The 13,985-nt window shown below is 70.7% G+C and carries 11 protein-coding genes, 1 pseudogene and 1 riboswitch; of the genes and pseudogenes, 11 read left to right on the top strand and 1 reads right to left on the bottom strand.

Going from position 1 to position 13,985, the window contains the following annotated elements; all coding sequences use genetic code 11:
• Positions 1-204 precede the first annotated feature (204 nt).
• From ACZ6ZT_RS03170 to ACZ6ZT_RS03215, 10 genes and pseudogenes are all read left to right on the top strand, one after another.
• Positions 205-795, top strand: a complete 591-nt coding sequence (locus tag ACZ6ZT_RS03170) for a CDP-alcohol phosphatidyltransferase family protein (RefSeq protein ID WP_469715043.1) — start codon at positions 205-207, stop codon at positions 793-795.
• Between the two features lie 101 nt (positions 796-896).
• Complete coding sequence (locus ACZ6ZT_RS03175; RefSeq protein WP_469715044.1) at positions 897-3,395, top strand: sugar phosphate nucleotidyltransferase; 2,499 nt, start codon at positions 897-899, stop codon at positions 3,393-3,395.
• Positions 3,396-3,514: 119 nt separating this feature from the next.
• Complete coding sequence (locus ACZ6ZT_RS03180) at positions 3,515-4,420, top strand: DUF881 domain-containing protein (RefSeq protein WP_469715045.1); 906 nt, start codon at positions 3,515-3,517, stop codon at positions 4,418-4,420.
• A complete protein-coding gene (locus ACZ6ZT_RS03185; protein ID WP_030158423.1) occupies positions 4,417-4,749 on the top strand; it encodes a small basic family protein in 333 nt (110 codons plus the stop codon). The genes ACZ6ZT_RS03180 and ACZ6ZT_RS03185 overlap by 4 nt, the downstream gene beginning before the upstream one ends.
• A gap of 5 nt (positions 4,750-4,754) precedes the next feature.
• Positions 4,755-5,552, top strand: a complete 798-nt coding sequence (locus ACZ6ZT_RS03190; RefSeq protein ID WP_469715047.1) for a DUF881 domain-containing protein — start codon at positions 4,755-4,757, stop codon at positions 5,550-5,552.
• A gap of 82 nt (positions 5,553-5,634) precedes the next feature.
• Positions 5,635-6,578, top strand: a pseudogene (locus tag ACZ6ZT_RS03195) (FHA domain-containing protein).
• Between the two features lie 43 nt (positions 6,579-6,621).
• Positions 6,622-7,386, top strand: coding sequence for a transcriptional regulator FtsR (ftsR, locus tag ACZ6ZT_RS03200; protein WP_469715048.1), 765 nt, complete (start codon positions 6,622-6,624; stop codon positions 7,384-7,386).
• Between the two features lie 63 nt (positions 7,387-7,449).
• Entirely contained in the window at positions 7,450-7,926 is a 477-nt protein-coding gene (locus ACZ6ZT_RS03205; protein ID WP_042812692.1) for a bifunctional nuclease family protein, read from the top strand.
• A gap of 209 nt (positions 7,927-8,135) precedes the next feature.
• Positions 8,136-8,774, top strand: a complete 639-nt coding sequence (locus tag ACZ6ZT_RS03210) for a MerR family transcriptional regulator (RefSeq protein WP_469715050.1) — start codon at positions 8,136-8,138, stop codon at positions 8,772-8,774.
• A gap of 56 nt (positions 8,775-8,830) precedes the next feature.
• Positions 8,831-10,264 (top strand): DNA polymerase IV, encoded by a 1,434-nt coding sequence (locus ACZ6ZT_RS03215; protein WP_469715051.1) that lies wholly within the window; start codon positions 8,831-8,833, stop codon positions 10,262-10,264.
• Here ACZ6ZT_RS03215 and ACZ6ZT_RS03220 read toward each other — a convergent pair.
• Positions 10,261-10,617 (bottom strand): PRC-barrel domain-containing protein, encoded by a 357-nt coding sequence (locus tag ACZ6ZT_RS03220; RefSeq protein ID WP_469715053.1) that lies wholly within the window; start codon positions 10,615-10,617, stop codon positions 10,261-10,263. The two genes, ACZ6ZT_RS03215 and ACZ6ZT_RS03220, sit on opposite strands and share 4 nt — an antisense overlap.
• Before the next feature lie 121 nt (positions 10,618-10,738).
• A riboswitch (glycine riboswitch) is annotated at positions 10,739-10,837 on the top strand.
• A 197-nt stretch (positions 10,838-11,034) separates the two neighbouring features.
• Between ACZ6ZT_RS03220 and gcvP the strand changes: the two genes are divergently transcribed.
• The gene (gcvP, locus tag ACZ6ZT_RS03225; RefSeq protein WP_469715054.1) at positions 11,035-13,920 is read left to right on the top strand and encodes an aminomethyl-transferring glycine dehydrogenase; all 2,886 of its coding nucleotides are present in this window, start codon (positions 11,035-11,037) and stop codon (positions 13,918-13,920) included.
• The last annotated feature ends 65 nt before the right edge of the window (positions 13,921-13,985 follow it).

The raw sequence follows: 13,985 nt of genomic DNA on the forward strand, positions 1-13,985 counted from the left end.
TCAGCGCCGATGGTACTGCAGGGGGGACCCTGTGGGAGAGTAGGACGCCGCCGAACAATTATTGTGGGATAGCCCCGCACCAGCCCTTCAGGGTTCGGTGCGGGGCTTTTCTGCGTTCCGGGGCCGATCGGGCCGCTCGCGGACTCCTGTAGGGTCAGGGGGCATCGATTCGACCATTTCTAGCGTCACAGTGGAGGCCCCCGGGTGGAGGTCCAGGAGACTCGGGTTCAGACTGACCGAATTTTCACCATTCCGAACATCCTGAGCATGGCTCGTCTCGCCGGCGTGCCCCTGTTCCTCTGGCTGATCCTCGCCGGGCACGACGGGTGGGCGCTGGCCGTTCTCATGTTCAGCGGGGTCAGTGACTACCTCGACGGGAAACTCGCCCGGCGCTGGAATCAGATCAGCAATCTGGGGCGGCTGCTGGACCCGGCCGCGGACCGGCTCTACGTCCTCACCACGCTGTTCGGTCTGACCTGGCGCGAGATCCTGCCCCTGTGGCTCACCGGGCTGCTGCTGGCCCGTGAGGCGATGCTGCTGGTCATGGTGTGGATCCTGCGCCGGCACGGCTATCCGCCGCCCCAGGTGAACTTCCTCGGGAAGGCCGCCACCTTCAATCTGATGTACGCCTTCCCCTTGCTGCTGCTGAGTGACGGCACCGGCTGGCTCGCCTGGGCGGCGTCCGTTTTCGGATGGGCGTTCGCTGGATGGGGTACAACCCTCTATTGGTGGGCAGGAATCCTATACGTGGTGCAGGTCCGCCGTCTGGTGAAGGCGGATGCCACGGCCGATTGAGCTCACTCGGCGCCGGTACTGACGCGGAGGAGTAGCGGAGTCACCGTCCGGGGCGGGTGAGGTCGGCCAGACCGTCATCTCTCTAGGAGGACTCTTCCGACATGAAGGCCGTCGTGATGGCCGGTGGCGAAGGTACGCGGCTTCGCCCCATGACCTCAAGCATGCCCAAGCCGCTCCTGCCGGTGGCCAACCGGCCGATCATGGAGCACGTGCTCAGGCTGCTCAAGCGCCATGGGCTCAGCGAGACCGTGGTTACCGTCCAGTTCCTGGCGTCGCTCGTCAAGAACTACTTCGGTGACGGCGAGGAGCTCGGAATGGAGCTCACTTACGCCAACGAGGAGAAGCCCCTCGGCACCGCCGGCAGCGTGAAGAACGCCGAGGAGGCCTTGAAGGACGACACCTTCCTCGTCATCTCCGGTGACGCGCTGACGGACTTCGACCTCACCGATCTCATCAGTTTCCACAAGGAGAAGGGCGCACTGGTCACGGTGTGCCTGACCCGGGTGCCGAATCCGCTGGAATTCGGCATCACGATCGTGGACGAGGAAGGGAAGGTCGAGCGCTTCCTGGAGAAGCCGACGTGGGGCCAGGTGTTCTCGGACACGATCAACACCGGCATCTACGTCATGGAGCCGGAGATCTTCGACTACGTCAAGGCCGATGTGTCCGTCGACTGGTCCGGTGACGTCTTCCCGCAGCTGATGAAGGAAGGGCGGCCGATCTACGGCTACATCGCCGAGGGCTACTGGGAGGACGTGGGCACCCACGAGAGCTACGTCAAGGCCCAGGCCGACGTGCTCGAAGGCAAGGTCCAGGTCGACATGGACGGCTTCGAGATCTCTCCCGGCGTGTGGATCGCCGAAGGGGCCGAGGTCAGCCCGGACGCCGTGCTGCGCGGACCGCTGTACGTCGGGGACTACGCCAAGGTCGAGGCCGGCGTCGAGATCCGCGAGCACACGGTCGTCGGGTCGAACGTCGTCGTCAAGAGCGGGGCCTTCCTGCACAAGGCCGTCGTGCACGACAACGTGTACATCGGGCCCCACAGCAATCTGCGCGGCTGTGTGATCGGCAAGAACACCGACATCATGCGGGCCGCCCGGATCGAGGACGGGGCCGTCATCGGTGACGAGTGCCTGGTGGGCGAGGAGTCGATCGTCCAGGGCAACGTACGGGTGTACCCGTTCAAGACCATCGAGGCCGGCGCCTTCGTCAACACCTCGGTCATCTGGGAGTCGCGCGGCCAGGCCCACCTGTTCGGTGCCCGTGGCGTCTCCGGGATCCTGAACGTGGAGATCACTCCCGAGCTGGTGGTCAAGCTCGCGGGTGCCTACGCGACGACCCTGAAGAAGGGGGCGATCGTCACCACGGCCCGTGACCACTCCCGGGGCGCGAGAGCCCTCAAGCGGGCCGTGATCTCGGCCCTCCAGGCCAGCGCCATCGACGTCCGGGACCTGGAGAACGTACCGCTGCCGGTCGCCCGCCAGCAGACGGCCCGCGGGGCCGCGGGCGGGATCATGATCAGGACCTCTCCCGGGGTGCCGGACTCGGTCGACATCATGTTCCTGGACGAGCGCGGAGCGGACCTCTCCCAGGCGCAGCAGCGCAAGCTGGACCGGGTCTACGCCCGCCAGGAGTACCGGCGCGCGTTCCCGGGCGAGATCGGTGACCTGCAGTTCCCGTCCAGCGTCTTCGACTCGTACACGGGCTCCCTGCTTCGGCGGGTGGACACGACGGGGATCGCGGATTCCGGGCTCAAGGTCGTCGTGGACGCCTCCAACGGCAGCGCCGGTCTGGTCCTGCCCAGCCTGCTGGGCCGGCTCGGGGTGGACGCGCTGACGATCAACCCCGGTCTCGACGAGTCCAGGCCGACCGAGACCCGTGAGTCCCGGCGGGCCGGGCTGGTGCGGCTCGGGGAGATCGTGGCCTCGGCGCGGGCGGCCTTCGGGGTGCGCTTCGACCCGGTGGGCGAGCGGATCTCGCTGGTCGACGAGCGTGGCCGGATCATCGAGGACGACCGGGCGCTGCTGGTGCTGCTCGACCTGGTGGCCGCGGAGAAGCGCAGCGGCAAGGTGGCGCTGCCGGTGACCACCACGCGGGTCGCCGAGCAGGTGGCGGCGTACCACGGCACGCAGGTGGAGTGGACGACGACCTCGCCGGACGACCTGACCCGGGTGGGCCGCGAGGAGACCACGATCTTCGGCGGCGACGGCCGGGGCGGGTACATCGTTCCGGAGTTCAGCAGCGTCTTCGACGGGTCGGCCGCCTTCGTGCAGCTCATCGGGCTCGTGGCGCGCACCCAGCTCACCCTGAGCCAGATCGACGCGCGCATCCCGCGCGCGCACGTGATCAAGCGGGACGTGCCGACCCCGTGGGCGACGAAGGGGCTCGTCATGCGGCGGGTCGTGGAGGCGGCCGGGGATCGGCAGGTGGACACCACGGACGGGGTGCGCGTGGTCGAGGCCGACGGCCGGTGGGTGCTGGTCCTGCCGGACCCGGCGGAGGCGGTCACCCACCTGTGGGCCGAGGGCCCCGACGACGCGTCCGCGCAGACCCTGCTGGACGAGTGGGGCGCGGTGGTGGAAGGCGCGGGCGAGCACTGACCGGCGCCCCGCGCGGGGAAACGCAGAGGGGCACGGCCGTCGGCGGGCCGGGCACGGGCAGCGACCCGGCCCGGCCCGCCGACGGGCGCGTTCGGTACGGGTGGCGGCGACATGCGACGATGTGCGGCATGTCGCAGCCGCCCAACAACCGGAGTTCGGCCACGCCGCCCGCGCGCCCGGACGCTTCCATGTCGCTGCTGACGCACGTGATGGACCACAGTCTCGACGAGGGCTACGCGGAAGCGTCCGCCCGGCGCCGGGCGGACGGTACGGCGGGCCTGCCCCGCACCCTCAAGGCCAAGCTGGCGCTGGCTGGCGGGCTCGTGCTCGCGGCGATGGTCGTCACCCTCGGCGCCGCCCAGGCGCGGGTGGCGGCGCCGGTGCTGGCCAAGGAGCGCCAGGAGCTGATCGACCGGGTCGAGCGGGCCGACGGGCACGCCAACGGCCTGGAGCGGGACGTCGAGCGGCTGCGCGGCGAGGTCGCGGACCGCCAGGACGCCGCGCTCCAGCAGCCCGGCGGTGACCGGGCCGGGCTGCTCGCCCTGCTGTCGGGTGCAACCGAAGTGCGTGGCCCGGGCGTCAAGCTGGTGGTGGACGACGCGAAGGGATCTTCGTCGGGCGGCGGTGGCGGCCCGCGCGAGAGCGCCGGGTTCTCGGACACCGGCCGGGTCCGTGACCGGGACATGCAGCGGATCGTCAACGGTCTGTGGCAGGCGGGAGCGGAGGCCGTGTCGATCAACGGGCAGCGGCTCACGTCGCTGTCGGCGATCCGGGCCGCCGGTGACGCGATACTGGTCGACAACAGGCCACTGGTGCCGCCGTACGAGGTCCTCGCGGTGGGGGACAAGAAACGGCTGGGCACCGCCTTCCAGGACTCCGTGGACGGCCAGTACCTGCACGTTCTGCAGGAGAGCTACGGAATCCGCTCCACCCTGTCCGCCATGGACGAGGTGAAGCTGCCGGCCGCGTCGAGCCTGACCGTCCACACAGCTACAGCAGTAGAGCCGAAGAAGGGTGCATCGTGATCGCGGTACTGGGCCTCGTGGCCGGAGTGGTGGTCGGACTGCTGGTCCGCCCCGAGGTGCCGGCCGTGGTGGAGCCTTATCTGCCGATCGCCGTGGTGGCCGCGCTGGACGCGGTGTTCGGCGGCCTGCGCGCGATGCTGGACGGCATCTTCGTCGACAAGGTCTTCGTGGTGTCGTTCCTGTCGAACGTGGTCGTGGCCGCGCTGATCGTCTTCCTCGGTGACAAGCTGGGGGTCGGCTCGCAGCTGTCGACGGGTGTGGTCGTCGTCCTCGGCATCCGGATCTTCTCCAACGCCGCGGCCATCCGCCGGCACGTCTTCCGGGCGTGAGGCCGATGAGTACGGAGAACACCCCGCCGCAGGAGCCGAACGTCCCGCCGCGCCCCCCGGCGGACGCGGCGGAGCCCGCGCCGACCGGCCGTCAGCGGCTGGCCGCCGGTTTGTGGCCGCCGCGGATCAGCCGGGCCCAACTGATCGTGGCGCTGCTGCTCTTCGTGCTGGGCCTCGGGCTCGCGATCCAGGTACGGTCCAACAGCGACTCCAGCGCGCCGCTGCGCGGTGCCCGGCAGGAGGACCTGGTGCGGATCCTCGACGAGCTGGACGGGCGGACCAAACGCCTGGAGGACGAGAAGCAGAAGCTGGAGGACCAGCGCAAGGAGCTGGAGAGCAGCTCGAACCAGGCGGAAGAGGCGCGTCGGCAGACGGTGGAGAAGGAACGGCAACTGGGCATCCTGGCCGGTACCGTGGCCGCTCAGGGGCCGGGGATCACGCTCCGGATCACCGACACCAAGGGCCAGGTGCGCTCCGACCAGCTGCTGGACACGTTGCAGGAGCTGAGGGCGGCCGGGGCCGAGGCGATCCAGATCAACGGCGTGCGCGTCGTGGCGGGCTCGTACTTCTCGGACGAGGGCGGAGGGGTCGCGATCGACGGTAAGAAGATCACACAACCCTATGAGTTCAGGGTGATCGGCAAACCGCAGGATCTGGAGCCGGCGCTCAACATTCCGGGCGGTGTCGTGCAGACCATGGAGAAGGAACAGGCCACGGTCGCCGTCACACGGTCGGCGAAGATCGTTGTGGACGCCTTGCGGGCTGCGAAGCAGCCTGACTACGCTCGGTCGTCATCGTCGTGACGCGGAGCGGAATGTGGACCGGCTCACGTGGGCGGATGCCTGCGGGGGGTCGACGCACGGAAGTCGCGGTGCGTGGTGGAAACTGTCTGGTGGTTACGGACGTTGTGAGGATGTCCGGGTCGGCAGGTGTGTGCATGCAGAGTTCGTCCTGCCCCACGGGCGGGTCTGTTTCGGCAAGGGGAATCGCCCGTGAAGTTGTTTGAGAAGTTGTTCGGCAAGAAGAACCGCGAGGAAAGCGGTACGGCACGCCACCGTGCGGGGCACGGCGACGGGGAAGGGCAGGGCGACCGGCCGCTCTTCCGTGACGAGGTGGCCGGTTCGGGAGACATTTCGGGCGCACGGGGCGCGTCGGCCGTTGACCAGGCCGGTTCCGGGCGCATAGGTTTCGGTGAACCGTCAACCTCAAGTGCGGGTGGAGGGTTTACGCCCGACCCGTATGCCACCAACGCCTCCGCGGGGCAGCCGCGGCGCGAGGAGCCGTCCATGTCGGCCGAGCAGGTTTGCAGCAGGTGTGGCCACCGCAGCGATGCGGCCAGCCGCTTCTGTTCCAACTGCGGGGCGCCGCTGCGGCCGGGTCTCACGCCGGAGCGTGCCTCGGAGACCACGTCCACCATCTCGATCTCGGGGCTCGAAGCCTACGAGGCCGAGGTGTCCGGACAAGCGCACGCGTCGTCTTCGCTGTCCCCCGAGGCCCAGGCCGCGGTGGAAGCGCTGCCGCCCGGTTCCGCCCTGCTGATCGTGCGGCGCGGTCCCAACTCCGGCAGCCGCTTCCTGCTGGACGGCGAACTGACCACGGCGGGCCGGCACCCGCAGAGCGACATCTTCCTGGACGACGTCACCGTCTCCCGGCGCCATGTCGACTTCCGCCGGGGCCAGGACGGTGGCTTCACCGTCTCCGACGTGGGCAGCCTCAACGGCACGTACGTGAACCGTGAGCCGATCGACTCGGTCGCCCTGCACAACGGCGACGAAGTGCAGATCGGCAAGTACCGGCTGGTCTTCTACGCGAGCCTGCGGGGCGTCTGACCCTCCCCCGGACACCGTCCGGGGGAACCCGAGGGAAGGTCCCATGCTGCGTACCCCGACCGGCGGTGCCCCGAAGAACGGCACCGCCGGCAGTACCGGGCGGCTGGTGAGCATCGGAACGGTGCTGACCATGCTGCGCGACGAGTTCCCCGACGTCACCATTTCGAAGATCCGCTTCCTGGAGGCGGAGGGGCTCGTCGAGCCCGTGCGCACACCTTCGGGATACCGCAAGTTCAGCGCAGCCGACGTGGAACGGCTGGGCCGGATCCTGCGGCTCCAGCGCGACCACTACCTGCCGCTGAAGGTCATCCGGGAGCAGCTCGACGCCCTCGACCGGGGCGAGCAGATCCGCATCCCCGGGCCCGCCGCGCACGGGGAGGCGCTGGACCCGGCCGGTCCCGCCGCCCTGTACGGGGAGGTGGGCCGGGTGCGGCCCACCGTGGCCCGGGTCGGCCGGGCCGAGCTGCTCGCCGCCGCCGAGGTGGACGAGGCGCAGCTCGCCGAATGGGAGTCGTACGGGCTCATCTCCGAGGCGGCGGGCGGCGGGTTCGACGCCGAGACCGTCACCGTGGCCCGGCTCGTCGCCGACCTCGGCCGGTTCGGGCTGGAGCCGCGGCACCTGCGTGCCATGAAGGCCGCCGCGGACCGGGAGGCCGGTCTGGTGGAACAGGTCGTCTCGCCGCTGCGCCGGCACCGCAACCCGCAGACCCGGGCGCACGCCGAGGCCACCATGAAGGAGCTCGCGGGGCTCTCCGTACGGCTCCACGAAGCCCTCGTACAGACGGCCCTCGGCGTCCGGCTGCGCTGACCGGAGGGGCCGCCCGGGGGCCCCGACTACCCAAACCGGCCGGGCAGGTCCTAGGGTTGCTGTGTGAACGAGCTCGACGTTGTGGGTGTCCGGGTGGAAATGCCCTCCAACCAACCGATCGTGCTCCTGCGTGAAGTGGGAGGCGACCGGTACCTCCCCATCTGGATCGGTCCTGGGGAGGCGACCGCCATTGCCTTCGCGCAGCAGGGGATGGCCCCTGCCCGGCCGCTGACGCACGACCTGTTCAAGGACGTGCTGGAGGCGGTCGGTGAGGAGCTCACCGAGGTCCGGATCACGGATCTGCGGGAGGGCGTCTTCTACGCGGAGCTTGTCTTCGCGAGCGGGGTCGAGGTGAGCGCGCGGCCGTCGGACGCCATAGCGCTGGCCCTGCGCACGGGGACGCCGATCTACGGCAGTGACGGTGTGCTCGACGACGCCGGAATCGCCATTCCCGACGAGCAGGAGGATGAGGTGGAGAAGTTCCGCGAGTTCCTCGACCAGATCTCGCCCGAGGACTTCGGCACCGGCCCGCAGCAGTAGGCCGGGCGGGGAGGCGGTGACCGCGGCGAAACGCGGGCCGCGTCACCCACCGGGAACTTTCAGCCCATTCGAGTAGCCTTTCCCCGCAATGGGGTACGGGAAACCACTCTCAGGGTGATTATCACTCGGCGTGCCGAGTGTGGCGATCGTTGACGCACCCCTGGTCACTGCCTACCTTCGAGGGGGCAGGTCAAGGACGGAGGGTCGGCGTGAGGATCACGGGCGACGGTACGACCGGGGGCACCCCCGCACGGAGTGATGGTGGGCCGTACGCGCTGCACGGCGGCGCGGCGGGTTCCGCGCACCGTCAGCCTGCGTCGACGCCGGTCGGACCGGTGAACGAGGCCCCGGCGTCCGAGCAGGTCGGCTACCGGGGACCGACGGCGTGCGCCGCCGCCGGGATCACCTACCGGCAGCTCGACTACTGGGCGCGGACCGGGCTGGTGGAGCCCAGCGTGCGGGCCGCGTACGGGTCCGGCACGCAGCGGCTCTACAGCTTCCGCGACGTGGTCGTCCTCAAGATCGTCAAGCGCTTCCTGGACACCGGGGTGGCACTGCAGAACATCCGCACCGCAGTCCAGCACCTGCGCGACCGGGGCTTTTCCGATCTCGGCCGGATGACCCTGATGAGCGACGGCGCGACCGTGTACGAGTGCACGTCCCCGGACCAGGTCGTGAGCCTGCTGGAGGGCGGCCAGGGCGTGTTCGGGATCGCCGTGGGCGTGGTGTGGCGGGACGTGGAGAACGCCCTGTCGCAGCTGCACGGGGAGCGCGTGGACACCGGGGAGACCCTGGTGGGCCACAACCCCGCCGACGAGCTGGCCGCGCGCCGCAACCGGGCCGTCTGACCGGCGCGCGGGCGCACGTCACCGCGTTGTCAGTGGCGTAGGGCAGCATCGGTGCGGTGAGAGCCGCCCCGACCATCATGCACCTGGACATGGACGCCTTCTACGCCTCGGTCGAGCAGGCGTCGAAGCCCAGCCTGCGGGGCAAGGCCGTCATCGTCGGGGGCCTCGGGCCGCGCGGGGTGGTGGCCACCGCCTCGTACGAGGCCCGGCGCTTCGGGGTGCATTCGGCGATGCCGACCGCCCAGGCCCGCCGGCTCTGCCCGAACGGCGCCTATCTGATCCCCCGCTTCAGCCTCTACCGGGAGGTCAGCGAGACCGTCATGGGCCTGCTGCGGGAGCTGTCGCCGCTGGTGGAGCCGCTCAGCCTGGACGAGGCCTTCGTGGATCTGGAGGCGGGGGGCACGGCCTTCGACGCGGCGAGCGCCCGCGCGGCGGGGGAGCGGCTGCGGGCGGACATCACGGCCGCGACGGGGCTGAGCGGATCGGTGGGGCTGGCCGGGTCGAAGATGCTGGCCAAGGTCGCCTCGGAGGAGGCCAAGCCGGACGGGCTGCTGCTGATCGAACCCGGCACCGAACGGGAACTCCTCGCGCCGATGTCGGTACGGACGCTGCCCGGGGTGGGGCCGGCCACCGGGGAGCACCTGCGGCGGGCCGGGATCACCACCGTCGGGGAGCTGGCCGAGGCGGGCGAGGACGAGCTGGTGCGGATGGTGGGGCGGGCCCACGGGGTCGGCCTGTACCGGATGGCGCTCGGGCTGGACGACCGGCCGGTGGTCGCCGAGCGGGACGCGAAGTCGGTGTCCGTGGAGGACACCTTCGACGTGGACCTGCACGACCGGGTCCGGATCCGCGGGGAGGTGCAGCGGCTCGCCGACCGGTGCGTGGGGCGGCTGCGCGCCTCCGGGCACTCGGGGCGGACCATCGTCCTGAAGGTGCGCCGCTACGACTTCTCCACGCTGACCCGGTCCGAGACCCTGCGGGGGCCGACCGACGACCCCTCGGTGGTGCGGGAGGCCGCGGCGCGGCTGCTGGAGGGCGTGGACACCACCGGCGGGGTCCGGCTGCTGGGCGTCGGCGTGACGGGGCTCGCTGACTACACCCAGGAGGACCTGTTCGCCCAGGCGCTCGGCGCCGAGGCCGGCGCGGGCGGGGAGGCCGGGGAGGGTGTGCCGGAGGGGGCCGCCGCGCCGGACGAGGCGGTTGGGGCCGGCGGGGCCGAGGGGGGCGCCGGGGGTCCGGAGGCTCTTGCGGCGCCGGGGGAGCCAGGGGCGGACGCCGCTCCCGTACGGCACTGGGCCGCGGGGAGCGACGTACGGCACGCGGTGTACGGGCCCGGCTGGGTGCAGGGCAGCGGGGTCGGACGGGTCACCGTACGGTTCGAGGGGCCGGGCACGCCGCCCGGGCGGGTGCGTACCTTCCGGCTGGACGACCCCGAACTGGAGGCCTCCGACCCGCTGCCCCTGGTGGGGCGGCCGGCGGAGACGGCTTAGGGCCGCTTCTCCGGCGGCGGGTGGTGGAACTCCGAGGGGAGGGTGACGTCCAGGCCGTAGTGGTGGTAGAGCTGCAGCTCCTGTTCGGGGGAGAGGTGGCGACCGACGCCGAAATCGGGGGCGTCCTTGATGAGGGAGCGTTCGAAGGGCACCCGCAGGGTGTCGTCCACCACCTCGCTGGGCTCCAGGGGGACGAAGGCGTCCCGGCCGAAGAGGCCGGTGCGGACGGCGGCCCACTCCGGTACGCCCGTGGCGTCGTCGAGGTACACCTCGTCCACGGTGCCGATCTTGGCGCCGTTGCGGTCGAACGCCTTGCGGCCGATCAGGCTGCGCGGATCGATGTCGGTCTGCACGGTCCCTCCGTACGGTCGCAGTGGTGGAACTCATCCGTAACCACTACAAAAGTGCATAAAGGCAGAGGGGGCCACTTGAGGGAGCCGCGAGATCCCCGCTGGTAGGCTGGGTGACGGCTGTTGACCCTGTGCGGGAGAGTCCTCCGAATGAGCTCGACGGAGGCGCCGAAGGAGCAAATCCTCCCCGGAATCTCTCAGGCATACGTACCGCACGTGGTGAGGCCACTCTGGAAAGCAGGGGCGGGTACCGGGCACGCAGTACCGGTTCCTCTCCTCACCGACGGTGAAAACCGGATCTCAAGGGCGATCCCCGCGAGGCCCGGTGAAGCTCTCAGGTTGAGATGACAGAGGGGGAGGCCGTCCGGGTGCCCGCGCCGTGGTGCCCCTCGCAGGTCATACGACCAGGAGGCCTCCGTCATGACCGCCAACCGCATTCCGCTCTCCCAGCTGGAGCGAGGCATCCCCTTCGAGCAGCGTCACATCGGCCCCGACGCCGAGGCGCAGGCCAAGATGCTCGCCCATGTGGGCTACGGCTCCCTTGACGAGCTCACCGCCGCCGCGGTACCGGATGTGATCAAGACCGCCGAGGCGCTGAACCTGCCCGAGGCGCGCACCGAGGCCGAGGTGCTGGCCGAGCTGCGGTCGCTCGCGGACCGCAACCAGGTGCTGTCGCCGATGATCGGCCTGGGCTACTACGGCACCTTCACGCCGCCAGTGATCCTGCGCAACGTCATGGAGAACCCGGCCTGGTACACGGCGTACACCCCGTACCAGCCGGAGATCTCGCAGGGCCGCCTGGAGGCGCTGCTCAACTTCCAGACCGTCGTCGCCGACCTGACCGGCCTGCCGACCTCCGGTGCCTCCCTGCTGGACGAGGGCACCGCCGCCGCCGAGGCCATGTCCCTGGCCCGGCGCGTGGGCAAGGTCAAGGGCGGTGTCTTCCTGATCGACGCCGACGCGCTGCCGCAGACCATCGCCGTGATCGAGACCCGCGCCGAGCCGATCGGCGTCGAGGTCGTCGTCGCCGACCTGTCCGGGGGCATCCCGGCCGAGATCGCCGAGCGCGGCGTCTTCGGCGTGCTCCTGCAGTACCCGGGCGCCTCCGGTGCCGTGCGCGCGATCAAGCCCGTCATCGACCAGGCCCACGGGCTCGGCGCCATCGTCACCGTCTGCGCCGACCTGCTCGCGCTGACCCTGCTCACCTCCCCGGGCGAGCTCGGCGCCGACATCGCGGTCGGCACCACGCAGCGCTTCGGCGTCCCGATGGGCTTCGGCGGCCCGCACGCCGGCTACATGGCCGTCCAGCAGCAGCACGCCCGCTCGCTGCCCGGCCGCCTCGTCGGCGTCTCCGTGGACGCGGACGGCAACAAGGCGTACCGCCTGGCCCTGCAGACCCGCGAGCAGCACATCCGCCGCGAGAAGGCCACCAGCAACATCTGTACCGCGCAGGTGCTGCTCGCCGTCATGGCCGGCATGTACGCCGTCTACCACGGTCCGGACGGGCTGCGCACGATCGCCCGCCGCACCCACCGCTACGCCGCCCTCCTCGCCGCGGGCCTGACGGCCGGCGGGGTCGAGCTGGTGCACGGCTCCTTCTTCGACACGGTCACCGCCCGGGTGCCCGGCAGGGCCGCCGAGGTCGCCGCCGCCGCCCGCGCGAACGGCGTCAACCTCTTCCAGGTGGACGCCGACCACGTCTCCGTCGCCTGTGACGAGACCACCCTGCGCGCCGACGTCGACGCCGTCTGGGCCGCCTTCGGCGTCAGCGCCGACATCGAGGCCCTGGACGAGGTCACCGCCGACACGCTGCCCGAGGGCCTGCTGCGCTCGGACGCGTACCTGACCCACCCGGTCTTCCACCAGCACCGCTCCGAGACCGCGATGCTCCGCTACCTGCGCAAGCTCTCGGACAAGGACTACGCGCTGGACCGCGGCATGATCCCGCTGGGCTCCTGCACCATGAAGCTCAACGCGACCACCGAGATGGAGCCGGTGACCTGGCCGGAGTTCGGCCAGCTGCACCCGTTCGCCCCGGTGGAGCAGGCGGAGGGCTACCTCACGCTCATCACCGAGCTGGAGGAACGTCTCTGCGAAGTCACCGGATACGACAAGGTCTCGATCCAGCCGAACGCCGGCTCCCAGGGTGAGCTGGCCGGCCTGCTGGCCGTCCGCGCCTACCACCGGGCGAACGGCGACGAGCAGCGCACCATCTGCCTCATCCCGTCCTCCGCGCACGGCACCAACGCGGCCAGCGCCGTGATGGCCGGCATGAAGGTCGTCGTCGTCAAGACCGCCGACGACGGCGAGGTCGACGCGGACGACCTGCGGGCCAAGATCGAGCAGTACCGCGAGCAGCTCGCCGTGCTCATGATCACGTACCCGTCCACGCACGGTGTGTTCGAGGAGCACGTCGCCGACATCTGCGCCCAGGTGCACGAGGCCGGCGGCCAGGTCTACGTCGACGGTGCCAACCTGAACGCGCTGGTGGGCCTCGCCAAGCCGGGTCACTTCGGCGGCGACGTCTCGCACCTGAACCTGCACAAGACCTTCTGCATCCCGCACGGCGGCGGTGGCCCGGGCGTCGGCCCGGTCGGTGTCCGGGCGCACCTGGCCCCGTACCTGCCGAACCACCCGCTCCAGCCGACCGCCGGGCCGGAGACGGGCGTCGGCCCGATCTCGGCCGCCCCCTGGGGTTCGGCCGGCATCCTGCCGATCTCCTGGTCGTACGTCCGCCTGATGGGCGGCGAGGGCCTCAAGCGCGCCACCCAGGTGGCGGTGCTCGGCGCCAACTACATCGCCAAGCGCCTGGAGCCGCACTACCCGGTGCTCTACACCGGTCCGGGCAACCTGGTGGCGCACGAGTGCATCATCGACCTGCGCCCGCTGACGAAGTCGACCGGCGTGAGCGTCGACGACATTGCCAAGCGTCTGATCGACTACGGCTTCCACGCGCCGACGATGTCCTTCCCGGTGGCCGGCACGCTGATGATCGAGCCGACGGAGTCCGAGGACCTCGCCGAGATCGACCGTTTCTGCGACGCGATGATCGCCATCCGGGCCGAGATCGAGCGGGTCGCGGGCGGCGAGTGGCCGGTCGGGGACAACCCGCTGGCGAACGCCCCGCACACCGCGGCGGCGCTGGGCGGCGAGTGGAACCACCCGTACAGCCGGGACGAGGCCGTCTTCCCGGCCGGTGTCACGGCCGCCGAGAAGTACTGGCCGCCGGTGCGCCGGATCGACGGTGCCTTCGGCGACCGGAACCTGGTCTGCTCCTGCCCGCCGCTGGACGAGTACGACAACTGATCCCCTGACGGGATGAAGGGGCCGGTTCCGGAGCGCACGCTCCGGAACCGGCCCCTTCGTTCGTG

This window comes from Streptomyces sp. NPDC102258 (genome assembly GCF_055584685.1).